General features: G+C 58.4%; 17 protein-coding genes and 2 riboswitches. Of the genes, 13 read left to right on the top strand and 4 right to left on the bottom strand.

Going from position 1 to position 23,100, the window contains the following annotated elements:
* Window positions 1-4: 4 nt before the first annotated feature.
* A riboswitch (FMN riboswitch) is annotated at window positions 5-157 on the bottom strand.
* 241 nt (window positions 158-398) lie between these two features.
* Both ppgK and BBDE_RS06480 read left to right on the top strand, forming a co-directional pair.
* Window positions 399-1,166 (top strand): polyphosphate--glucose phosphotransferase, encoded by a 768-nt coding sequence (gene ppgK, locus BBDE_RS06485; protein ID WP_003843557.1) that lies wholly within the window; start codon window positions 399-401, stop codon window positions 1,164-1,166.
* Window positions 1,167-1,244: 78 nt separating this feature from the next.
* Window positions 1,245-2,411, top strand: coding sequence for a pyridoxal phosphate-dependent aminotransferase (locus BBDE_RS06480; protein WP_003839809.1), 1,167 nt, complete (start codon window positions 1,245-1,247; stop codon window positions 2,409-2,411).
* 6 nt (window positions 2,412-2,417) lie between these two features.
* Here the strand turns inward: BBDE_RS06480 and BBDE_RS06475 are convergent, their stop codons facing one another.
* The 3 genes from BBDE_RS06475 to BBDE_RS06465 form a co-directional block, all read right to left on the bottom strand.
* A complete protein-coding gene (locus BBDE_RS06475) occupies window positions 2,418-3,260 on the bottom strand; it encodes an ATP-binding cassette domain-containing protein (RefSeq protein WP_048349418.1) in 843 nt (280 codons plus the stop codon).
* A 55-nt stretch (window positions 3,261-3,315) separates the two neighbouring features.
* Window positions 3,316-4,983 carry an aryl-sulfate sulfotransferase gene (locus BBDE_RS06470; RefSeq protein WP_003839813.1) on the bottom strand — a complete coding sequence of 556 codons (1,668 nt, stop codon included), beginning with the start codon at window positions 4,981-4,983 and terminating at the stop codon, window positions 3,316-3,318.
* Between the two features lie 143 nt (window positions 4,984-5,126).
* Window positions 5,127-7,292 (bottom strand): hypothetical protein, encoded by a 2,166-nt coding sequence (locus BBDE_RS06465; protein ID WP_003839814.1) that lies wholly within the window; start codon window positions 7,290-7,292, stop codon window positions 5,127-5,129.
* Window positions 7,293-7,438: 146 nt separating this feature from the next.
* Between BBDE_RS06465 and BBDE_RS06460 the strand changes: the two genes are divergently transcribed.
* The 11 genes from BBDE_RS06460 (at window position 7,439) to BBDE_RS06410 (ending at window position 22,016) form a co-directional block, all read left to right on the top strand.
* Window positions 7,439-10,771 (top strand): hypothetical protein, encoded by a 3,333-nt coding sequence (locus BBDE_RS06460; protein WP_033488956.1) that lies wholly within the window; start codon window positions 7,439-7,441, stop codon window positions 10,769-10,771.
* Window positions 10,772-10,786: 15 nt separating this feature from the next.
* Window positions 10,787-13,480 carry an NAD-dependent DNA ligase LigA gene (gene ligA / locus BBDE_RS06455; RefSeq protein ID WP_003839818.1) on the top strand — a complete coding sequence of 898 codons (2,694 nt, stop codon included), beginning with the start codon at window positions 10,787-10,789 and terminating at the stop codon, window positions 13,478-13,480.
* An 85-nt stretch (window positions 13,481-13,565) separates the two neighbouring features.
* Window positions 13,566-14,690: an Mrp/NBP35 family ATP-binding protein gene (locus BBDE_RS06450; protein ID WP_003839820.1), complete on the top strand. Its 1,125-nt coding sequence runs from the start codon at window positions 13,566-13,568 to the stop codon at window positions 14,688-14,690.
* Window positions 14,691-14,725: 35 nt separating this feature from the next.
* Window positions 14,726-14,831: riboswitch (TPP riboswitch) on the top strand.
* A gap of 27 nt (window positions 14,832-14,858) precedes the next feature.
* Window positions 14,859-15,470 carry an ECF transporter S component gene (locus tag BBDE_RS06445; RefSeq protein ID WP_003839821.1) on the top strand — a complete coding sequence of 204 codons (612 nt, stop codon included), beginning with the start codon at window positions 14,859-14,861 and terminating at the stop codon, window positions 15,468-15,470.
* A gap of 104 nt (window positions 15,471-15,574) precedes the next feature.
* Window positions 15,575-17,068 carry an ABC transporter ATP-binding protein gene (locus BBDE_RS06440; RefSeq protein WP_003839822.1) on the top strand — a complete coding sequence of 498 codons (1,494 nt, stop codon included), beginning with the start codon at window positions 15,575-15,577 and terminating at the stop codon, window positions 17,066-17,068.
* Entirely contained in the window at window positions 17,065-17,889 is an 825-nt protein-coding gene (locus tag BBDE_RS06435) for an energy-coupling factor transporter transmembrane component T family protein (RefSeq protein ID WP_003839824.1), read from the top strand. The genes BBDE_RS06440 and BBDE_RS06435 overlap by 4 nt, the downstream gene beginning before the upstream one ends.
* 78 nt (window positions 17,890-17,967) lie before the next feature.
* Complete coding sequence (locus tag BBDE_RS06430; protein ID WP_003839826.1) at window positions 17,968-18,507, top strand: LOG family protein; 540 nt, start codon at window positions 17,968-17,970, stop codon at window positions 18,505-18,507.
* Between the two features lie 360 nt (window positions 18,508-18,867).
* Window positions 18,868-19,473 (top strand): hypothetical protein, encoded by a 606-nt coding sequence (locus BBDE_RS06425; RefSeq protein WP_003839827.1) that lies wholly within the window; start codon window positions 18,868-18,870, stop codon window positions 19,471-19,473.
* 187 nt (window positions 19,474-19,660) lie between these two features.
* Window positions 19,661-19,822, top strand: coding sequence for a hypothetical protein (locus tag BBDE_RS11420; RefSeq protein ID WP_003839829.1), 162 nt, complete (start codon window positions 19,661-19,663; stop codon window positions 19,820-19,822).
* A 709-nt stretch (window positions 19,823-20,531) separates the two neighbouring features.
* Window positions 20,532-20,972: a sortase gene (locus tag BBDE_RS11645; protein WP_269447084.1), complete on the top strand. Its 441-nt coding sequence runs from the start codon at window positions 20,532-20,534 to the stop codon at window positions 20,970-20,972.
* 273 nt (window positions 20,973-21,245) lie between these two features.
* Entirely contained in the window at window positions 21,246-22,016 is a 771-nt protein-coding gene (locus BBDE_RS06410; protein WP_003839837.1) for a type I restriction-modification enzyme R subunit C-terminal domain-containing protein, read from the top strand.
* 76 nt (window positions 22,017-22,092) lie between these two features.
* Here the strand turns inward: BBDE_RS06410 and BBDE_RS06405 are convergent, their stop codons facing one another.
* Window positions 22,093-22,977, bottom strand: a complete 885-nt coding sequence (locus tag BBDE_RS06405) for an AraC family transcriptional regulator (protein ID WP_003839839.1) — start codon at window positions 22,975-22,977, stop codon at window positions 22,093-22,095.
* Window positions 22,978-23,100 lie beyond the last annotated feature (123 nt).

Raw genomic sequence — 23,100 nt, 5'->3', positions numbered from 1 at the left:
GTGAGCTCCGTTTCTTCCATCCGGACTTTGACCGTTGGCCCCGGATTCTCACCGGATCAGCCGCATTCGCGGGTCGCGGGCTTCGGTGGTGGGCCGTTATGGTCATCGGTTTCACCGTTACCGCCAGTAAGGGTTTTCACCTTCCCTGAAACTTGTGGAACCATATATACGCGCCGGTATGGATATAGGTGAGGTCCGGTTACGGTTTCAGGCGGCCGGTCGGGGGCGCAATCGTTATCCATCTCGGGGGAGCGGAATGTTGAGTCGGTTAAGTATGGCAAATCATGCAATCGTATTCACTATTTGTGCGTTCCGCGCGTGTAGTGGGTATGGCACGAGTTACTATGGCGGATACCGGTTCGATTACACCCACCATTACCTGCATAGAGAGGTCAGAGATGATTGAGACTGCACAAGCCTTCGGCGTTGACATCGGCGGCTCCGGCATTAAGGCCGCCCCGGTTAACCTGGAGAAGGGCGAATTTGCTGAGCCTCGTCTGAAGATTCTTACTCCGGAGGTGTCCACTCCGAAGGCCGTCGGTGAAATCGTTCGCCAGCAGCTCGAGCATTTTGAGGTTCCGGAGACCGCTCCGGTCGGCATCGCTTTCCCGGCTCCGATTCATGTGGGAGAGAAGCTCGGCTACATGGCCAATCTGGATCAGTCTTGGGTTGGCGTGGACGTCACCGAGGTATTCTCCGAGGCATGCGGTCGTCCGGTCACCGTGGTGAACGACGCCGACGCCGCGGGCCTTGCCGAACAGCAGTTCGGCGCCGCCAAGGGGCAGAACGGCCTGGTCGTGGCCACCACTTTGGGTACCGGCATCGGCACCGCCCTGATTTTCAACGGTGAACTCATCCCGAACACGGAGCTCGGCCATCTGGAACTGCTCAAGGGCAAGGGCGATGCCGAGAAGTACGCCGCCTCATCCGTCCGTGAGAAGCTCGACATGGGCTACAAGAAGTGGGCCAAGCGTCTGACCAAGTACTACTCCCTCATGGAGTTCTATCTGGATCCGCAGCTGTTCGTCGTCGGCGGCGGTGTGTCCCGCGTGTCCGAGAAGTTCCTGCCGTACATCGACATCAAGACCCCGATCGTCGCGGCCAAGCTGCACAACGAGGCCGGCATCATCGGCGCTGCGTACTATGCAAGCACCAAGATGAAGTGATTCCGTAGCATCGATCGTTCAAGGCCGTCTGATTCGTCAGGCGGCCTTTTCCGTACGTCCGGGGAGTAGGGTGGAGTCATGCGTTTTTCTTCTCGAGTCGATATCAGTGAGCCCAATCCGATCGCGGTGGAGGAGGCCGCGGCCAAACGCCAAGGCGTGACCCTCGGCAAACTGAACGATTCCAATCCGACCCGACATGGTCTTGCCCCGGCATCGGTGCCGGAGGTCTATTCCGCCGAACCGAAAGGACAACGGTATGCGCGCGAGGCATTGGCGACGTTCCTTAACGGGCGGGGGAACGGACGCTGCGAAGCGGATGACCTCTATATCCTGAGCTCTACGTCGGAAGCGTATTCCTGGCTGATCAAGCTGCTATGCGATGCCGGCGATGCCGTGCTCGCGCCGAAGCCGGGCTATCCGCTCATCGAATCCATCGCACGTCTCGAATGCGTCGATACGATTGAATACCAGCAACGATTCGACGGCTCCTGGTACATTGATGTCGCCGAGCTCCGCGAGGCATTGGAAGGTGAACATGGTGGACGTATCCGTGCGCTGATACTCATCAACCCCAACAATCCCACCGGCTCGTATGTCAAGACGCCGGAACGCGAGGCGATAGTGCAACTGTGCCGTGAGCATGGGGTGGCCATCATCGCCGACGAAGTGTTCTATGATTACGATCTCGAACCGTTCGAAGGCAACGCACGATTGGCGGGTGAGCATGGCGTGCTTACGTTCGCGCTGGACGGGTTTTCGAAGATGCTCGCCGCACCGCACGCCAAAGTCGGTTGGATCCAGGTCTCCGGACCCGTCGAGGACGTGGCCGAGGCCAAACGCAGGCTGGACGTGATCGCCGACGACTATCTGCCGATGAGTGAGATCATCGCCCAACGGATTCCGTCGATGCTTCAGGCCGCACCGGAGCAAACCACACGTGTACGGGCGCGTGTGCGCAGCAATCTCCAGACATTGCACGCCATGCTGAAGACGGACCCGAATGGTCTGGTCAGCGTGCTGCGGGCGGAAGGCGGCTGGAATGTGCTTCTGCGCGTGCCAAGCGTGCTTGACGAAAACGAGCTGGTGCTTGCCATGATCGAGCGGCATGGCGTTTCCGGACAGCCCGGTTACTTCTTCGACATGACGTCAAACGGCTATCTGGCGATTTCCCTGCTGCCGGAGCCGGAGGATTTTCGGCGTAACGTTCAAATCGTGCTTGACACCGTCAACGAACTGATCGGCTAGTCCTTCTCAATCTGCCGACGCTGAGCGGCCGTCAGCGTCGGCAGATTGAGGGAATCTGGATGCCTCATACTTGGCTCGGATGAGGTCGGTGTAGAAGGCGACGGCGTCATGGGGCGTGCCATCGAAGACCACGTTGTGCTCGTCGACCACGAGCGTACGGTCGATGGCATATTCGGGGCGGGTGATGAGTGCCGTGTCGTGCGTGGCGAAGATCACCTGCCTGTCATAGCTGAACAGCGCCTTGGCCACGTTGGCCGAAGCGACCTCATCCAATCCCTTGGTCGGTTCATCGGCTACGATTGCGGCAGGGGAGAAGCTCAGCGCGGAAGCGATCGCCAGCAGATGCCGTTTCTCGCCATCCAAGGCGGAAGCGGGTTCCTTCGCGACCGATGCCAGGTCGAAATGAGCGAACAGATTGCCGATGATCGCCTGACGTTCGCTTTCCGGAACCTTATGTTTTTTCAACGGCTGGTCGATCGCCTCGCGTATCGAGGAGGCCTGGTAATAGCCGTTCGGAATCTCCTCGCGGCGTACGCGTCCGATACAATCCTCGACACGCTTCAGGTCACGCTTTACGGATGGATCGTAATCCGTGCCGTCGGCCGTGATCCGGACCGAGCCTGCGGTGGCTGGCAATGCCCCGTCAAGCAGTTTCAGCAACGTGGTCTTGCCGGAACCATTCAGGCCGATCACCGCCACCCGCCTATCGGAGGGCGTGATGGTCAGCGTTGTGGCATCCAGGCCGATATTGCCGTCCTCATAGGTATGTGCGGCGTTGTCGAGCGTGAAGGTCACGGTCGAGATGGGGGTGTCGTGTTTGGCGGTGAAGAGCGTATCGAAGAATCCCATGGGAATCATTGTATAGTGACCATCCTCAATCGGCGTGAGTCGTCGGTGGGTGTGGTCAGGCGAAATAGAAACCTTGGAAATCGTAGGAGTAGACGCGGTAGATATAGCTGGTGTTGAGCGTCATCCTGAACTCGGACAGCAGCGTACCATCGGACGAGTATTGCCCGAACAGGCCCTTCATGCCCGAATCGATGAGGATGTTGCCGTTGTCGAGCTCCTGCGCGGAGGAGACGTACGGCGAATAGGGCACGTCAAACGACGACACTTCACTGTACGTGCCGGCGTTCTCATCGACCAGATACTTGCGGTACTGCGAGCGCGCCGTGTCGGAGGAGAACTCCGTCGAAATGCCGTCGATCACGGACCAGTCGAACTCGGGTCGGGTCAGGGCGGTGCCGAAGTTGTTGTTGAACATGTACAGATAGTACTGGCCGTCCGACAGTGAATCATCGGTTACGTAGGTGATCGAATGCTGTCCGCCGGTGTCGGGGAACGAGCCGGATTTGGTGAGGAACGAGTCGGCTTCGTCGGTACCGGCCCACACGGATGCTTCGCCGATCATGTAGGCGAGCGTCGGTTTCGATTCCAAGTCGTTCACTTTGATGATGGTCGACGTCTCTCGTGCGGAGAACAGGGCGGAGCCGTCTTCCAGCAGTTGGATGGTATTGCAGTGCAGCCAGTCCCAGCGGTTCTTCGCGTTGGAATCCGATTCGTCGGTGCCCGCATGCGTGGAGGAGGCCTTGTAGTCGGCGAACATCTCGCCGAAATCGAGCAGGCCGGTCACTTCGCCGGTGGTGGTGTCGAGTTTGATGACCTGATCCTGTACGGCGTTGTCGCTGCGGTTCAGCTCGGTGGCGAGCATCACGATGTTGCCATCATCGTCCAGGGCGTAGTCGTGGTGCAGGATGTAGTCGGATCCCAGATTGTAGATTTTCTCCAGCTTGCCGAGCCGGTTCATGCCGACCATGTGCTTGGTGGAGGCGGAGAACCACATGAGTCCGTCGTCATCGAACAGCAGACGGTGCGAACGGTAGTAGAGCACGGGGATCTCGCCGCGCAGCACGCCGTTCGTGTCGTAGTAGAACATGAAGTCCTGCTCGTCGCTGTCGTTGCCGAGAATCGCATACAGGCCATCACCGAGATTCTCCCCGGTTTCCGCGGTCTTGGTCGATTCGAGCTGCACTTCCTCGTTGCCGAGCAGTGAGGCGCCCCTATGGGTGATCGTATGCGTGCGTGCGTCGCCGTCTGCGTTGGTCAGTGTGAGGGTGATGGTGTTGGTCTTGCCGGGTATGAGTCCCAGCAGTTGGAATTCGTGCGTGCGCTGGTATTGCGATTCCTGATATGCGGTGCGTGTGAAGTCGGCATATCCGTCCGCGTGCACGGTATAGCTGACGGAGACGGCGTCATCGGTGGTGAAATACACGTACAGCGACGTGGTGTTGGTGCCGTAAGGGTTCTCTTTGACGAAGATGTCGTCTTCCGTGGCCGCGGCCTGGCTTTTCTCGGCCTTGAGATTGTCGTCGGCCATGTCCTGATAGTCGGCGGTGTATACGTTTTCTATTCGGGCGTTGAGCCGTTCGATACGGTTTTGACGTATCTGCGCCTCTACATTGTCGTAGCTCAACAGGCATGCGCCCAGCGCGATGGCGGAGGCGATGAGTGCGGCGGACCAGCGTCTGGCCCGAGGGTGGTTCGGCAATATGGCGAGCTTTTTCATAAACATATGACTCCGACGATATTCATCTCAAGGCGAAAGGGGGATATCCGCCACTATTATCGCCGTACCTCAAAGACAACAGGTAAATTCGCTCGTTGAATCATGAGAATAGGCTGAATATTCGCTGTAAATGGCATATGCGCAACGAATCAGGGCAGTGCGAACCATGACTGTACTTCAAGGAACAATACCGAATTGGCGCGAATCAACTCATCCTCGCGCCCTGGCATGAACAGCGACAGCACGGTGATCGTAATCGAGAACATCAGCAGCGCGAGAACACCCGCGCGCATCAGCCATCTCAGTCGTGGACGGGAACAATCGAGCGCGAACAGCCATGCCGGCAGGGCGGCCAACGCGAACAACCAGCCGAAATCGGCGATGTATCGCCATCCGAGACCTCCGAGGCGCGAGTCAAGCGCTATGGTCAGCAGTCCCAGAATCAAACATGCCGTCAGCATACCCCACATATTCGCTCGGCCAGATCGGTGCATGCGACGCCGCAGGAATGGCTGCGCGAGTGCGGTGATGGCAAGCGGCACCGTTGTGAACAAGCCACCGGGCATCGCCTCGGTGAAGCCCCACGACGGCAAAGGCGTCGGAGAGACCGCTAGGAACGGGAACTGATCGGTGAATCGTAACGGCAGAAACAGATAATATCCGCAGGTAAGCAGAAAGTTGGCAAATGGCTGATGGTAATTCGTCATATCGGTGACGGTCATCTGATAGCTGCTGCCGAAATCAAGGACGGATCCGAATCGTGCCACATTGTAGGCAAGCAGTGGAACGACCACGACCAGTGCGGGAACCAGCACGGCGAATGGTGCGCGTAGCAGCCGCAATACGCCCGTACCGTGGCTGACGGATCCACCGTCACGCCGCACTTTGCATTGACGGATGATGGCATGAATCTGCGGCCGGAAAATCGCGAACGCCAGCAGTGCCACCACCGTGAACGTGGGCCGACAGCCGAGGTTCGCGGCGATGCATACCGAGCCGGCCGCCAAGTGCGGCAGTGACAACGCCGGCGGATCCTCCACCGCAGGCATGTCGTCATGGGATGCGGAAGGCAATGGCTTCGCGGCTCCCAACCATAGCCACAACCCCAGTGTGCTCAGGAACAGGGAGGCGGCGATCGGCACCGAATAGAAATTCGTGCGATACCACAGATAGACGCTGTTGGATGCCAACAACATGAACACGCACAGCAGACTGGCCGCCGCGAGGGAGGAACCGGGGCGGATGCGTTCGATCAGCCGCACCGTAAGCAGGCAGGCAAACACCAGAAAACCGAACATGAGCAGAAGCACCGCCGCGCTGGAAGGCAACATGAGCCCGCCCTCGACCCATAGCGATGTGATCGCACGAAACGGCAGGAACAGCATGATTGCCGGAAGCACGCCGAAATAGGAGTACCAATGACCCTGATAGTAGGCGTAATCCCAATAGATCGGACTGACACCGTCGTCAAGAAGACGCTGCCGGGTTTCGGCGCTGTACGGATTGTCAGCGTCGCGGAGCTCGTCCGGCACTTCCAGGTCAAGCCAGGTGTGGCCGTTGCGCAGCGCCTGCGCCATATGGTCGTACTGGTCGAAATCGTAGGTGTACATGCCGTCGGCATGGAACTGCAGGGGGACGGCGGAACGAATCTGCCATACGACGTTCCAGATGGTGATGATGGCGGGAATGGCCATGAGCAGGGCGAAGGCCGTGCGCTGGCGAACGGCGGACGTATCAAGCGGCACCTTCCACAGACGCGAATTCGGTCTCCATAGCAGCAGCAAGGCGAACACGATGACCATAAGGCCGATACGAAGCGGACTGATTTCGAAAGGCACGCGCACATTGGCGCGTACGGCTTGAATCGGAATCCGTGAACCCTTCGGTTCCAGAATCTGCACGCGCACCGTTCTGCCGGCCTCCGCCTTCACATACAGCGAGCGGGGCAGGGACAGTGACACGGAGCGAATCGTGCAGGCGACCCGATCGGCGTCCGGCCGTACCCGAATGGTGGTGAGCGGTGGTTCGGTGCCCTTGTTTTCGGCATCCTGGCGCGCTTTGTCGATCGTCCGTCCCGATACGGGATCGATGCGTATGTAGGCTGACGTACCGTCGGCGACCACTTGCAGATAGGCCTGCGTGGGGTCGGTGACGGTGAGCATGCCGTCGGCGGTGCGTTCCAGACCCGGCCCCAACGTGTTGCTTGCGGCGGCGGAATCACCGCTGGCGGCAAGCGTTCTCCAGAACGGCAGGTTGCACAACACGCACTCAATCAGCACCATGATGGCAAGAGCGGATAGAATGGCTGCGCACATGCGGTGACGTGTCTGAATACGCTGCTTCGAAGAGATCACGTCATTATTCTAATGGCTGCATGTCGGGTTGGATTGAAAGAATGGCTACCATGTCTCACCTCACATCATCATCGCCTTCAGCGGATGAGCCGGGCGCGAACCGGGATATGCTGGATCGCCTTATGCGCGGGGTGCACAAAACCTTGGGACGTTTGCGGGGCGATCACGTTGACGCCGGCGCGTCCGATACCACCTTCGGCAATCCGTTCGGCGCGGCCCTGAACGCCCCGCAGGATGTGGTCGGCGAGCTGACCCGCAATGCCGTTCGATTGGGGCCTCTGACCAAAAGGCGCGTGTTCGACGGTTTTGAAGGCGTTCCCGGACGATTGAGGCTGGGCTGGGCTCAGCTGCCTCAGACCAAGGGACAGGCGTTCTCCATCGGCCTGTTCACCGATAAGGACCATTTCGCGCAGATCGCTCTGGCCGACAGCAAGGCGCGTGTATTCGCAGGAACCGATCCGTCCATGGACGTTCAGGGCATGGAGCCCCGGTTCGTCTTCGTCAAAGAGGAGGAGCTGACCCTGCCCGACGGCATGCGTTTCGGCCATGCGCCGTCCAATCCGCCGAAAATGGTGAAGGCCTCGCAGGGCGGTGTGGTCGGTCGAGCCGAAGGAGGGCGCATGATGTGGCTCGCCTCATGGCTGAAGGTCGGCAATCGGTACACGTTGGAACAACTACGTGCCAAACTGCCGGAGGCGATGCGTTACGATCTGGAGTTCCGCGATGCGCTGACCATCGCATTCTTCGCCGCATACATGCTGCCGCAGATGAATGGCCTGCTGATCGGTTTCGGCTCGGGCAACATCTTCCGCCGCCTCAACCGCGAAGCCCCGATGGGGGCCATTCGACGTTCCATACGCGATACGATGAGCGCCCGTTCACATGGCATGCGCGCTTCCGGCCTGGAGGACTATTTCGCCGATCTGATGCGTGAGGCCGGTGCGCTTGAGCAGAACCAGATGCTGGAGGCGGTACATGGTGCCGAACCGTTGCACCTGTATACGTCCAGCTATTCGAACTGCTATTTCTTCGCATGGGATTCCACCCTGCCGTTCGGTGCCGCCCTGCGTGCGCTCAACATCGAAGGCAATCTCAACCGTTTTGCCGCCGTAAGCTCCTGGCTGGAACGCAATGCGCGCATCGGATGCCTGCCCACGGAAGACACGGTCACTCGTGCCGAAGCCGCGCAGATCGATCTGGCATTGCTGGAGAATCCAGCATTGATCGCTTTGAAACCCGACGATGAATTCGGGGCCATCCTCGATTCACATCAGGATAGCGGCATCCAGGCCGTCGCCAGACTCGTCGACATCGCCGACGAGACCCGACGACACATTGCCGAAGACACCAAGGATGAATCGCCGAGCGAAGCATGTCTCACCGAAGGCGGCTCGGAATGGGTGTATCGCCAAGCCATGGCGCGTCTGCTGCGAAGCCTGCGCCTGCCATACCGTTTCGACGTGGAATTCCGTTGCAGCCTCGAAGACGGCAACGTGGCAATCGGCTTCACTTCGGCCGGAGTGTCCATGATGCCTTCCACCCGATACGACCCGGAACATCATGCATGGGTGAAACTGGGGGATGCGGAGCGCGCCCGCATGAGCGCCGACTACAATCTGCGCATCGGTCTGCTCATGGCGGCATTGAGCTTCGGTGCCGATCCGCATGTGCGACGTGTATCGATGCACATCGACTCCATCGGTCTGGAAGAAGCCGTCGCCGAGCAGGACTCCGCCATCAGCGAGCTGATGAGCGAAGCATTGAGCGCCTTCGAACGCATCCGTACCGGTGAAATGGGCCCATCGCGTTCCAAGGCGGCTCCGAAGGACGGCGACTTCCACGGGGATCCGGCCATGACGGCTCCCACACGCCCTTCCGAAACCTCCGCGGATTCGACTTCTTCCTCCGATGACCATGATGCGGCGCTCGATGACCAGTTCGAAGACCTGATGAAGGACATCGACTTCGATGACATGACCTTCAGCATGCCGCAATCCGACAGCGAGGATGATGTGCAAGGTACGGGCGACATCGGCGACGCAGGCATGATCGCCTTCACGGATGCGGATATCGACGGCAACGGCGATGATGACGATCCGATGAGCCAGCTGCGTAAGAACCCGACCGTGCGCAATCTGGTGACGGTCACCTTCACACGTGAAGAATTCCTGAAACGTCTGCATACGGACGGATTGGCCAACCCCGTGCCCACGTATCGCATGTTCGATGCGGAAATGGATGTGGACGGCATGGGCGCGCTGAAACCGGTCGATGCCACGTTCGACCTGCGCGACAGTCGATTCTCCCCGACCGGATCGCAGGAAGAGCCGGAGCTTTCCGACAAAAGATTCGGCAGGGAAAGCGCCGAACTGTTTGGTTGCGGGGACGTATCCGGACTGTCGATCCAACGCGTCGATCTGCTGCAGCGCGCCGTGGGGGAGTTCCACCAGTTGGCCGCCGACGATGGCATGCCCTCCGTGGCCAAGGCACAGCGTGCGATGGACATCATCAACGCCATAGGCGACCCGGAACTGACGGGACTCGCCACACAGGTGACCAGTGCGCTGATCGACGGCAATGATACGCCGGACTTCTCGTTCACTTTGGCCGACGATCTTGACGCCGAACGCATGAAGGCCCGTGATCTGCTGTTCAGCGGCCAGATCGATCAGGCCGTAGAGATGATCGAAGCGGCATTGCGTCGCATGGACCAGCTGTTCGAGTCCAATCCGGGCGTGCCTCGCTACTTCAACTCCTATGCGGAACGGGTGATCTACAACCGCATGTTCGCCACCGAGGGTGAGCGCACCGTGCTGATTCCCGACAATCTGTTCTACGCCCACATGGAACTGGCCGACATACTTGCCCAGATCAAGGGCGCGAAGGCCGCACTGCCTCATCTGAACGCCATGGTGCGGTACGCACCCGCCTATCCGTTGTCGCATCTGAAACTCGCCGTCCAGCTGGCTCGCGAAGAGGATTGGGATCCGGCCCGTGCGGCTTGCCTCAACGCCTTGCATGTGGCCTTGGACCGTGACGACGCCTCATTCGCCTACTATCGGCTGGCCTATGCCGAATGGATGTGCGATCGTTTCGACATCGCGGCGGCAGCCTATATTGTGAGCGATGACATCGCCTCGGGCCGCATCGGCTCGTTGGAAGGCGAACTGCGGGAACTGATCGCACGAGCGCAATCGCAATGCATTCCCGTGCCGACCACCGTGCCGGAAGCCATGCAGGTGTTGGAACAGGCCGGTCTGCCGGTATGGCCGAAAACCGAGGTCGCCTCGCTGGTACGCAGGGCGGCGCGCGTATGCGTGGATGAGGGTATGTTCGTACCTGCGCGCACGCTGTCCGTGGCTGCCTCGCGCATGGATGACGCCGAGCGCGACGGTGCCGACGTGGTACAGATGCAGTTCCTGCGTTCGCTCAACAATTAGCGGAGAATAACATTCATGACACAGCATGACGATTCCGAACAGCTTGCTTGGGATTTCGACGTTTCGGTCGATGGCACCGCCGAACCCGAGATTACGGTGGATGCCGACGGCGACGCCTCCCGACTGGTCCCCGGTTCCGAACGGTGGATTGCGGCATTGCAGTCCACTGACGCCGATGCCATGCGACTCGACCGGCTTGACGTCTCTTCGCTGAGTGCCGAAGCGGCGGCCCGGCTGTGGGCGAAGGTCGCGGCCTGGGTGGAATCCGATCAGATCGCCTACTATATCGACGATGCCCCCATATCGTCCGATGCGGCCTATGATGCGCGGCTTCGCTGCCTACAGGCATTGGAATCGCAATTCCCGTCCTTGGACACCCCGCAATCGCCGACCCATCGCGTAGGCGGTACCTTTTCCAACGATTTTGCCTCCGTACGTCACCCTTCGCGCATGATGAGCCTCGATGACGTGTTTTCCATCGAAGAGCTGCGTGACTGGTACGACAGTGTGATCCGCGATCTCGACTGGCCGGAATCCAAACCGCTGCCGATGACCTGTGAAGTCAAGATCGACGGTCTGGCATTGAATCTCGTGTACCGTAACGGCGTGCTCGAACAGGGACTGACGCGAGGCGATGGCGTGACCGGCGAGGATATCACGCTCAACGTGCGGACGATTTCGACCATTCCGCAGAATCTGGCCGGCCCGGAAGGCGATATTCCCGAATTCGTGGAAATCCGCGGCGAGGTGTTCATGCGCTGGGACGACTTCGCCGCATTGAACGGCGAGAATGAGGACGCCGGCCGAGCCCCATTCGCCAATCCACGCAATGCCGCCGCCGGAAGCCTCAGACAGAAAGACCCGCGCATCACCGCCACGCGCCGTCTGAGCTTCTACGCGCACGGCATCGGCTCACTACGCTGGGGCGCGGGACGTGCCGACAGACATGACGTGATCAACCATCAATCCGAGGCATATGCGCTGTATGAAAAGTGGGGCGTGCCGGTTTCGCCGCATAATCGCGAAATCACGTCGTTCACCGACATTCTTGACATGATCGACTACTACGGCGAACATCGCGGCGATATCGAACACGCGCTCGACGGCATCGTCGTGAAGGTCGACGATCTTGGATTGCAGCGCGCGCTCGGTGCCACCTCACGTGCGCCGCGCTGGGCCATCGCCTACAAATACCCGCCGGAAGAGGTCAACACCGATCTGCTCGACATCACCGTGCAGGTCGGCCGAACCGGCCGCGTAACCCCGGTCGCCATCCTGAAGCCCGTATATGTGGCCGGTTCCACCGTGTCACGTACCACGTTGCATAATCCTTTCGAAGTGGAGCGCAAGGGCGTGCTCATTGGCGACACCGTGGTGGTACGCAAGGCCGGTGACGTGATTCCCGAGCTCGTGGGCCCGGTGCTCGAGCGCCGCAAGGGGCGGGAGGAGAGTCTGCACGCGTTCGTCATGCCAACGCACTGCCCGAGCTGCGGTGCCGAACTGGCTCCGGCCAAAAAGGGCGACAAGGACATTCGCTGCCCGAATGTGGAATCATGCCCTGCGCAGTTGACCGAGCGCATCATCAACTTGGCTTCCCGCAAGGCGTTCGATATCGAACATTTGGGCGATCAATCGGCGATCGCGCTGACCAATCCGGAGGAGGACCGCCCCGATTCCGTTGACACGTATGCGCCGGAGATCACTGAAATACTCGTCCAACCCGGCGAAGAGCCCGAACCCTACGAGCCGGTTGCCGGACTGCGGTTGCCGGATGCGCAGACGCCGGTGCTCTCCAGCGAGGCGGGCCTGTTCTCACTGACCGCCGCCGATCTGAAGGATGTGCGCGTATGGCGCGAGGCACCGATCATCGAAATCCATGAAACCGTCGACGTCAATACAGGCAAGACCAAGAAGACGCGCAAGCGTGTGGGAGGATCCGGACTGTGGCATCAGGTGCCTGCATTCTGGACCGCTCCGACCTCGGCCAGGAAACTCTCCGCCAAGAAACTTGCCGAACTGGAGGTGAACGGCGCCGCCGTTTCGGAATACCCAGAGTACAATGTGCCGGCCGACGCCGTAGTGATCCGTGAGGATACCAAGGTGTCGCGCACCGGCGTGACCAGCGTGCAGCCGGTGTACGTTCGCCCTGCTGAGAATACGCGCAAGATGCTCGACGAAATGGAAAAGGCGAGGCACGTGGATTTATGGCGTGTGCTCGTGGCGCTGTCGATCCGCCGCCTCGGTCCGCCGACCGCGCGCACCATCGCCACGGCCTTTGGCTCGCTCGACGCAATCGAACATGCGAGCGTCGAGGAACTTTCGGCAATCGACGGTATCGGACCGGAAATCGCCGAATCCGTGGTCACATGGTTCACTGCCGCACACGAACCGGGCAACTGGCGTGGCACGGTGTTGGATGCATGGAAGACCGCCGGCGTGGGTGTGGTGGCCGAAACCAACGATCTGCCGCAGACCTTGGCAGGCAAAACGGTGGTGGTCACCGGGTCATTGGTCGATTTCTCCCGCGACTCCGCCAAAGAAGCCATTATCTCCCATGGCGGAAAGGCGGCCGGCTCGGTCAGCAGGAAAACCGACTGGGTGGTGGTCGGAGAGAACGCCGGATCCAAAGCCGCAAAAGCCGAGGAATTGGGCATTCCCATGCTCAATGAGGACCAGTTCAAACAACTGCTGAGCAGCGGTACGGTGTGATGCAGTTCTCGTGAGCAAAACCTACGAGGCTCTGGCATGCCGCATGCATGACCGCTAGGCTGGTACGCGGCAACAAGGAGGAACCATGACAGACGAGCGCATGATCGAAGCGCAAATCTACGAACGTCTCAGCAAGGTGATCGACCCGGAATTGGGTCGTTCCGTAACCGACTTGGGCATGATCGCTTCCATCGACGCGACGCCGGTCACAGGGGAGGACAACACATACGACGTGACCGTCGCCGTCGAACTCACCGTGGAAGGTTGTCCGCTTTCGCAGACCATCACGAATCAGATCAATGGTGCAGTGGCCTCATATCCGGATGCCACGTTGCAGCCTCATATCGAGGTCGGTTCCATGAGCCATGACAAGCTCACCCAACTGGTGGCTGGTCTCAAGGCGGAACGCAAACAGAACCCGTTCAACAAGCCAGGCATCAAGACCCGTATCTTCGCTATCGCATCGGGCAAAGGAGGCGTCGGCAAATCGTCGGTCACCGCCAACCTTGCCGCGACCTTTGCCGCATTGGGCTACGACACCGCGGCCATCGACGCCGACATCTACGGCTTCTCGCTGCCGCGATTGTTCGGCGTGCACACGCAACCCACCAACCTCAACGGCATGCTTATGCCGGTGACCGCCTGGGGCGTGAAGATGATCTCCATCGGCATGTTCGCCGGAGCCGACCGTGCGATTCTCTGGCGTGGCCCACGCTTGCAGCGTTCACTGGAACAATTCCTGTCGGACGTGTGGTGGGGGGAGCCCGACGTGCTGCTGCTCGACTTGGCGCCAGGCACCGGAGACATGGCGATTTCCGTGGCGCAAGCCCTGCCGAACGCCGAACTCGTGGTAGTCACCACTCCGCAGCCATCCGCCTCCGACATTGCGGTTCGCTCCGGTCTGGTGGCGCTGCAGGTGCCGATGAAGGTGCGGGGCGTGGTCGAAAACATGAGCTATTTCGAGCATAAGGGCGAACGGCTGAAGATCTTCGGAGAAGGTGGAGGCGAACGTGTCTCCCTCCAGCTATCCCAGAATCTGGGATACGAGGTGCCATTGCTCGCACAGTTGCCGCTGGAACCTGAACTGCGCGAGACCGGCGAGGCGGGACGTCCTGCGGTGCTGACCGAAGAAGGCGCATTGCGTACCGACGGTCTCGGCGCGACCTTCAGGCAACTCGCGGAATCGCTGATGCGTGTCCCGCTACGGTAAGGCGGTGGCGAAAATCGTGTGCCTTGTGTAGTATCTGTCACAGACACGGGGGCCGTTAAGGCTGAGAGGAAGCGAACGCGCTTCGACCGTATGAACGTATACCGGGTAATGCCGGCGCACGGACGTCTCTCTTTTCCCGTGCCTTGATGGAATAGAAAGGCACAATTCATGACTGGCATTCAGTCTTCCGCAGTAAAGAAGCACTCCAACAAGTGGCGCGTGGTCGATATCGTCGTGGCGGCCATCATCGCCGTCGCGTCCGGCGTGATCTTCTGGGCTTGGGATATCATCTACGCTGTTCCGATCGGCGCTTTCGACAGTCTGACACCTGGCTTGGGCGGTCTGTTCAACTTCATGTGGCTGTTCGCAGGTCCTCTGGCGGCCATCATCGTGCGCAAGCCTGGCGCCGCGTTCTTCGCGGAGACCGTGGCAGCGCTCATCGAGGCGCTCATGGGTAATCCGTTCGGCATCGGAGGCTCCCTGATCATAGGCATGTTCCAAGGTCTCGGTGCGGAAATCGGCTTCGCCGTGTTCGCCTACAAGAAGTGGAACATTGCCTCCGTCACCCTGGCCGGCGCGCTGACAGGCCTGTTCAACGGCGGCTATGATTGGCTCACCCATTCCGGCTGGACCGTGTTGCAGGGTAGCACGTTCACCATCTGCTGCGTGATTTCCGGCGCGGTGATGGGAGGTGCCTTCATGTGGGTGGTGCAGTTCGCTTTGGCGAAGACCGGCGTGCTTGACCGCTTCGAATCCGGACGTATGCAGGAACTGGTCTGAGCGCCGTCGCGCTCAAGGCGGGCGAGGGTTTGCGACGTACATGCCGCGTACGCCGCAAACCCTCTTCATATGGTCGGGGATACCGCGGATTGGAGAACCTATAGATGACGACGGATGAAGTCGGAACCGTGGTCGCAGCCGGTGTGAAGGCGGTTGACTGGGGATGGAGACATGCTTCGCGTAAGGATTTCGCGTTGCGACATGTCGATTTTGAAATCAAGCCGGGGGAGCGCGTACTGCTGCTTGGCGCATCCGGTGCTGGCAAAAGTACGTTGATGGCTGGATTGGCCGGCGTGCTCGGCGGCGATGATGAGGGCGAACAGGAAGGCAGCCTGCTGATCGACGGCATCGATTCACGTACGGCACGCGGCAGGAGCGGCCTGGTGATGCAGGATCCGGACGCCCAGACGATTCTTGAACGTGCAGGTGACAATACCGCTTTCGGCTGCGAGAATCTCGGCCTCGGACGAGACGCCATCTGGAAGCGGGTGCGTGCGGCCCTTGATATCGTGGGCCTAGACTACATGCGTACGGATCATTCCACACGTCGGCTGTCCGGCGGCCAGCGTCAGCGGTTGGCATTGGCGGGCGTGCTTGCCATGCATCCCGGACTGCTGTTGCTCGACGAACCAACTGCGAACCTGGATCCGGAAGGCGTGCAGGAGGTGCATGACGCGGTCAGGCAAGTGCTTGAGCGCGGCCATGAGACGATGGTGGTGGTGGAGCACCATATCGATGTGTGGCTTGACCTTGTGGACCGTGTGATCGTACTGGGCAGACCGAACGATGATTCGTATGAAGGCGGCGTCATTGCGGATGGCTCGCCTGAAGAGGTGTTCAACGCCATGGGCGATGTCCTCGCCGAAGGCGGGGCGTGGGTGCCGGGACGTGACATCGCAAGCTATGCCCCGACTCAAACCGGACATGATCGCGATGTGGTGCTGTATACCGATGATTTGAGTTTCGGTCGCAGCTTTCCTTTGGGAAAGCACATCGATGTGCGTTTCCATGCGGGGGAGGTCACCGCGCTTACCGGCAGGAACGGCGTGGGCAAGTCCACCTTGGCCCTGACCTTGGCCGGTCTGCTCAAGCCGATTGCCGGCCATGTGCGCGTGGCTGATTCCATGATGCCCGCGCATCGTGAGAATGATCCGTTCACATGGAAAAGCCGCGATCTGCTTGGGCGTATTGGCATGGTGTTCCAGGAGCCGGAGCATCAGTTCGTGGCATCCAGCGTACGGGATGAAGTGGCGATCGGGCCGAAATCCATGGGCAAATCTGATGAGGAGGCCTATGCCATCGCCGACGAGATGCTGGAACGCATGAATCTCAAACGGTTCGCACCGGCCAATCCGTTCACGTTGTCGGGGGGTGAGAAGAGGCGGCTTTCGGTGGCGTCCATGCTGGCGGCGGCGCCGAAGGTGATCATCATGGACGAACCGACGTTCGGACAGGATTTCACCACATGGATGGAAATGGTACGTCTTATCGCCGGTGCGCGTGACGCGGGTTCCGCGGTCATCATGGTCACGCATGACGAGCCCTTGGTCAAAGCGTTGGATGCGCGCCGCATCGTGGTAAGTGAGGAGGGACGATGATGGAAACCATTGGCGTTGTGGCCCATGAGGAACGTCATGATGAGCCGCGGGCGACGTCGCCGTCATGGTTCATTGCGAAACTGAATCCGGTCAGTCGTTTCATCGGAGCTATTCTGCTATGCGTGCCGATGTTCCTATCATTGGACGTCGTCTCCGCCTCTGCGGCACTGCTGATCGACCTCATGCTGCTGTGGATCGGTGGCGTGAATCCATTGACGGTACTGCGGAAAACCTGGATGGTATGGATTGCCGCGGTAGGAAGTTTCGTTTCCGTGACCTTGTATGGCACCGCTTCCGGGGCGACGCTGTTCACATTCGGTCTTATGGCGGTGTCGGAAGGCTCGTTGTATGCGGGTGCTGCGACGTTCCTGCGTGTCGCCGCCATCGCGGTGCCCGGCGTGATTTTCGCGCTTGGGCTCGATCCGACCGATCTGGCGGATGGTCTGGTGCAGATTCTGCATTTGCCGTCGAGATTCGTGTACGGCGGTCTGGCCGGCATGCGCATGGTTACATTGTTGCAGGATGACTGGCGTGCGTTGGGCCTGTCCCGCCGTTCGCGAGGTCTGGGCGACGGAAGCGCCATCAGACGCGTGTTCCTGCAGGCCTTTAGCCTGCTGGTCGTGTCGATTCGTCGCGGAACCAAGCTTGCCACCGCCATGGAGGCACGTGGATTCGGCGGCGACGTTCCGCGCAGTCAGGCGCGTACGTCGCGCTTGCATGGGGTCGACTGGCTGTTCTATCTGATCTGCATGGCAATACCGGCCGCGGCGTTGCTGCTCGCATACCGTACCGGATACTGGCATTGGTCCTTCCGTAATTGATGCCGAAACGGTTTGGTCGGCCCGCATGGAAGACACCCCTTCTTGTAGACTGGTCGGCGGACGGAAAGCGAGACATGCATGAACATTACGGTGTACCTGGGGGCACACGAAGGCAATGACCCTGCGTTCAAGGAAGCCGTCGTGGAACTGGCGACGTGGATATCCGAAAGCGGCAACAGGCTGGTTTACGGCGGTTCCGATGAGGGGCTGATGGGTGTGCTCGCCGATACGGTCATGGCGACCGGTGGCGAAGTGACCGGCATCGAGGCGCAGATGTTCGTGGACCGAGGCGTTGAACATAACGGTCTCACCGAATTGCATGTCGTATCGAATATCACGGAACGTCGCACCAAGATGATCGAACTTGGCGACGTGTTCATCGCCTTTCCCGGCGGCACCGGTACGCTTGAGGAGGTTAGCGAGGTCGTTTCGAAGATCTGCCTCAACCAACTGACCCAACCTTGCATCTTCTACAATCTCAATGGTTTCTATGACGATATGAGGTCGTTGCTCGATCGCATGATCACTGCAGGATTCTCCACTCCCGAACGTCAGCGCGGCATCTATTTCGCCGATGATCTCAAGGAAATCCGGCGCATCATCGAGGAGCGTCCATAAGTCGATGCCGATGGCATGAGGAATGCCGCGGCGCATGACATGCAGCCGTCCCGCCATTAGGTGGGGCGGCTGTTTTGCTAATCACGGAGAAATGCAGAAAGCACGATTTAAACCGATTCTTACGGGAAGAATTACTTCTAATATTGGGATATGGCTGTAAAATGTTTTGCGCAGAATCCTGTTTTGTATGACGAATGGCCTAGGCTGTAGGTATACGAAACCGTAAGAAAGGATAATCCGACATGCGGGGAAGACCCACTGAGGAGGAGCTGAGAATAATACGGAAGGAGTACCGTCGCTGGGTGGAACGAGACGAGCGTATGTCATGCATGGCTCTCCGCTGCTATATGGAACGTCTTGATGCTGAACGTCGCACGCGAATTACGATGGGTTGACCTGAGCCTAGATCATTGGGATGACATCGCCCCCATGCGATGCGCCATTCCGGTGGAAAGAGGGTCAGGGGCAATGGCGACGGCCATCAAGGTCGGCGATCGGTTCCTTCAACCATGGGAGTACGAGGTCGAATGCATGATCTCGGCGCTTCCTTATACGGTGAGCGGCGAGAAGGACCGAGTGCGGCTTTCCATGCGCATGGTGGATTGGAAAACGGATGAGGTGACGTCCGTTTGTTGGATTCGTCTCGTGGATGGCGGTACGTGGTTCAATGACAGGGGACACTACCATATCTCGGCACTCGCCCGCTCGGTGGACTGCAGGGGAATCCGAATGGGGTTTTTCGCATTGCGTGATGCGCTGATATGTATCAAGAGTAACGCCTTGCGGAACAAGCGTAGTCCGTTGGTGACGGCGTATTCCGACTATCGCGACGAACGAACAGTCGAATTGTTCCGCAAAATGGGCTTCACCACCGAGTACGAGGCCGGTCTGTATGCCGGCAAATACCGTCTCTTCACCATCAATCTTGACGACAGTCCGATTCCGGACGACCTTGAGGATTTGTGACGGCGCACTGCTCGTTATGCTTGGCGTGTGTCGGTGCCTCCCGAATCCGGAACTGATCGGTACGAATCCAGATGGTGAAACTGATCGTCATGGCGCGCGACGAGGGTTCCGCGGTGATCATGGTCACTCACGACGAGGCGTTGGTGAAGGCGCTCGACGCACGAAGCATCAACGTAAGAGGGGGAGAATGACGATGGAGAAACGGTTGGAAACCATCACGGTGGATCGTATCGCGCAAAACATGGCCAGTATGGATCGCCACGAGTTGCGTGCTCATGCTGGGGTAGCGCTTTCCACGGCGTACTTCACCGGCTACCGGCATTGGGCCTTCTCTAACGTGGGTCAGTAGCCGGCGCGGGCGATCCGTCATCAAGCCGGTCCTTTCCGACTGATTCGAGGCAATCGCAAATCAGCAGGGAAGGACCGGCTTTTTGTGCGCCCGGGTTGCCGTTGGCTCCGGTTGACATCATGTTTCGAATGACTGCTATGGCGGAGCGTCCGAAGTGTCTCCAAACGCTTTGTTCTTCCTCCGCTGTGCTGCAGTCCACATCATATCGGCGTGTCGGAAGACGGTTGCAAGGGTGGAGGTGAAGGTGGGGTAGGTTTCCAACAAATCTCACTTTTACCTCCGGTAACAAAGGGGATAAGTCAAAGATCGTTGAAACTTCAACGGTTTCATCATGTTAGTCCGAGTTCTCGAAAAGGATTTGCGCGATCTTGTGGAGGTTCTGGATTATGAAAGAAGCCTAGACACGCATACCGTGGCGAGGAGAGAAATGAAAGCAAAATTCGGAGGGCGCATGCGGCATCTGCTGGGGATCGTGCCGGTGATTGCCTTGTGCGCATCCATACTACTGGCGTCTTCGGTCGCTCAAGCCGTGGATGGAACTCATCTTCCGATACTGGCCAGACCGTTTCCATAACGATCAACAAGAAATGGCAGGGAGACGCGGGGTGCGAGGGCAAGCGCCCCCAGGCTCACTGTCGGTATCAAGAACAAGCAGACCGGTGCTGTGGTGAAGACCGTCGAATTGACGTCCGACGAGTTCTATATTCGCGTGTCGAACAAGACGCTCGCCTACAAGGTGGACGACGTTCGCACCGTGCTTCCCGAAGACGTTTCATCGCTGTCCATCGAACGTGACAAGGACTACGTGACCTTGGCTACCTACACGCCCTACGGAATCAACGACTACAGACTGCTGGTAAGGGAAACTCGAACGAAATACGTTGCCGAACGAGAGAAGAGCACAGCCAAGAAGACCGTGGTCGCGGGAACCTGGATATCCGATTACGCGAAGTCCATCGGCATCCGGGCGGCGTTTCTAGTGGTCCCGGGCGTCGTCGCGGCAATCCGAAGGTCCACGGCGAAACGGGACCGCTCGCGGGAGCCAGCTGTCAAGAACCTTCGCGAAAAGCAAGGAGTATCCGCAAGGAAACTGACGAACAGAAAATCCATAAAGGTTCAGACAGATTCCAATCCGAATGATGCCGCATGATTGTTTATGAATCCATCGATGATGAGATTCGCCACCACATAAAACGGGCAGACGCACCTTTACGAGTACAAGACGGTTGTGGAGCCGGACCGCTACCTCGTACCGTTCTACAATATCGAGACCAAGACCAAGTTCGCAAACGAAGGCAATCACATACGATGATCTGTCTGAAGCCGACAAGGAACGCTATGAGAACGATTTCGGTAAGGATGATGGAGAGGAAGCATCGAGGTACCTGACCATATCAATGCTGAATTGTTGAACGGATTTATCATGAACTCCGACACAGTGGACATAGTGTTGCAAGAACTCATGGAGCGCGGCATCAAGACCAAGGGCGGCGAACAAATCGGCAAGACCATTCTTCAGGTCAAGGCACAGGAGAGGATGGTTAAACGGATTGCCGATGATTCGGAATACCTCGATGGTGCTTCACTTGAAGAGTTGGAACGGATTCGAGTTACGTTGCGTGGGCTGATTCGTTTCATCGCGGATTCCAACGCTAGAAGGACGATTATCACGGATTTGAAGGATCCAATCATTGCTCGAGTGGAGGGGCAGGATTTCGACATCACCGAACATTACGAGGATTGCAAACAGAAAGTCAATCGGTACATCAATGAGCATAGCGACGATGATGATATCCGAAAGCTTCCCTACAACGAGCCTCTATTCGGCGAGGACTTCTCGAATCTGGAGAACACTCTGATTTATGAACTCGGTTCCGAGGAGGAATATCAGAACGCGTTTGACGACGTTCCGCTCGGATTGTTGGTGCGACGCATCGTTAAGCTTGACCATCAAGATACCATGGATGCGTTTGGCGAGTTCATCAACAACCATTCGCTCAGTCCGTCGCAGAATGCCACGCTGAACAGGATCATTAGTTATGTTGAACAGAACGGATATATCCAGTTCGAGCAGCTGACTCAGCCGCCATTTGATGGGCTGAAATCCTTGATTTTGGTGTTTGGCAAGGGATTGAAGGACCTGAAGGTAGGTATCGATCGATTGAACCATAATGCATTGGTTCCTACCGCGTAATGTCTCGAAGGGAATGCGTTCGGGAAGCTGAGTTTTCAACGCGGCGGCGAAATTGGGTTATTCTGTCCGTCGCACGTCAGTCCCGTTCATTGTTCCGGTTACGGTATTCCTGCGCGCTCATCGCGCGCTTGCGTTGCATGGTGTTCTGCAAGGCTCTGGTGTCGGGAAATCCACATTCCTTTGCGATGGCGGCCACGGAAGATGATGAATTCAACAGTTTTCTGCAGGCGTCGTCCAGCCTCAATTCGGTCAGGAACTCCTTGAATGTCGTTCCGGTCGCCTTACGGAACATGCGGCAGAAATGCTCCCTGCTGTAGCCGAATTCCCGGGCTACGTCGGCCGCGTCAATTCTTTGCCTGTGATGCGAGGTTACATATCCGATGATCTGCATGGTGATATTGCGTCCAGAGCGTGTCAGTTCCGGACTGCGTGTTCCGGAAACGAATTTCGAATACAGCAGGGACAACAGCTCATACAGCAGCATGTTGAGTTTGAATCCTCGGATGCTTTCGTCGGATCGTTGCCAGCGGATGATGTTTTCCGCTAGTTGCATGAGTCGGGCCTGGTCGTCCCTGGTGACGCGAGGGGAGTGCAGGGAGAATTCGTATCTGTCGGCGAAGGGATAGAGACGCTCTAGAACCTCGTCGTTGAACGTTACGGACAGTATCACTGGAGATGTTCCATCCGTACTCTCCGGTATGCCATAGTGAATCGAATACGGGTTGATGAGCAGAAGATCTCCGGTGTTGAGTGCCATTTCCCGCCCGTCCACGATGAATGGGCAACTGCCATGGGCCGAGTAGACGAATTCCATTCCCGGATGCCAGTGAGGCTTCGCTCTTTCGTCCAACGAATCATGGACGATCACCAATCCGGGAAATCCTTCCGGATAGACATTCTCCTCACGGTAATCAGGGCCTATCAGGGTGTTGTACGTCATTGGCATAGATGCGACGGCCATGAGTCCCTCCACTTCATCGTCAACGGATATTTGCCGGCGGCCTGTGACTTCAGTATGGCAAAATGTGATGTTTAATTATACAGGGATTGACAGTAGGTCACAATTATATGACTAAATATCACA

The organism is Bifidobacterium dentium JCM 1195 = DSM 20436 (genome assembly GCF_001042595.1).
Classification (GTDB): domain Bacteria; phylum Actinomycetota; class Actinomycetes; order Actinomycetales; family Bifidobacteriaceae; genus Bifidobacterium; species Bifidobacterium dentium.
This window is presented reverse-complemented; position numbering and strand designations above follow the sequence as displayed.

Coding starts and splice junctions, on each gene's coding strand:
- ppgK (WP_003843557.1), top strand. CDS start 399: ATGATTGAGACTGCACAAGCCTTCGGCGTTGACATCGGCGGCTCCGGC.
- BBDE_RS06480 (WP_003839809.1), top strand. CDS start 1,245: ATGCGTTTTTCTTCTCGAGTCGATATCAGTGAGCCCAATCCGATCGCG.
- BBDE_RS06475 (WP_048349418.1), bottom strand. CDS start 3,260: ATGGGATTCTTCGATACGCTCTTCACCGCCAAACACGACACCCCCATC.
- BBDE_RS06470 (WP_003839813.1), bottom strand. CDS start 4,983: ATGTTTATGAAAAAGCTCGCCATATTGCCGAACCACCCTCGGGCCAGA.
- BBDE_RS06465 (WP_003839814.1), bottom strand. CDS start 7,292: ATGTGCGCAGCCATTCTATCCGCTCTTGCCATCATGGTGCTGATTGAG.
- BBDE_RS06460 (WP_033488956.1), top strand. CDS start 7,439: ATGCTGGATCGCCTTATGCGCGGGGTGCACAAAACCTTGGGACGTTTG.
- ligA (WP_003839818.1), top strand. CDS start 10,787: ATGACACAGCATGACGATTCCGAACAGCTTGCTTGGGATTTCGACGTT.
- BBDE_RS06450 (WP_003839820.1), top strand. CDS start 13,566: ATGACAGACGAGCGCATGATCGAAGCGCAAATCTACGAACGTCTCAGC.
- BBDE_RS06445 (WP_003839821.1), top strand. CDS start 14,859: ATGACTGGCATTCAGTCTTCCGCAGTAAAGAAGCACTCCAACAAGTGG.
- BBDE_RS06440 (WP_003839822.1), top strand. CDS start 15,575: ATGACGACGGATGAAGTCGGAACCGTGGTCGCAGCCGGTGTGAAGGCG.
- BBDE_RS06435 (WP_003839824.1), top strand. CDS start 17,065: ATGATGGAAACCATTGGCGTTGTGGCCCATGAGGAACGTCATGATGAG.
- BBDE_RS06430 (WP_003839826.1), top strand. CDS start 17,968: ATGAACATTACGGTGTACCTGGGGGCACACGAAGGCAATGACCCTGCG.
- BBDE_RS06425 (WP_003839827.1), top strand. CDS start 18,868: ATGCTGAACGTCGCACGCGAATTACGATGGGTTGACCTGAGCCTAGAT.
- BBDE_RS11420 (WP_003839829.1), top strand. CDS start 19,661: ATGACGATGGAGAAACGGTTGGAAACCATCACGGTGGATCGTATCGCG.
- BBDE_RS06410 (WP_003839837.1), top strand. CDS start 21,246: ATGAACTCCGACACAGTGGACATAGTGTTGCAAGAACTCATGGAGCGC.
- BBDE_RS06405 (WP_003839839.1), bottom strand. CDS start 22,977: ATGGCCGTCGCATCTATGCCAATGACGTACAACACCCTGATAGGCCCT.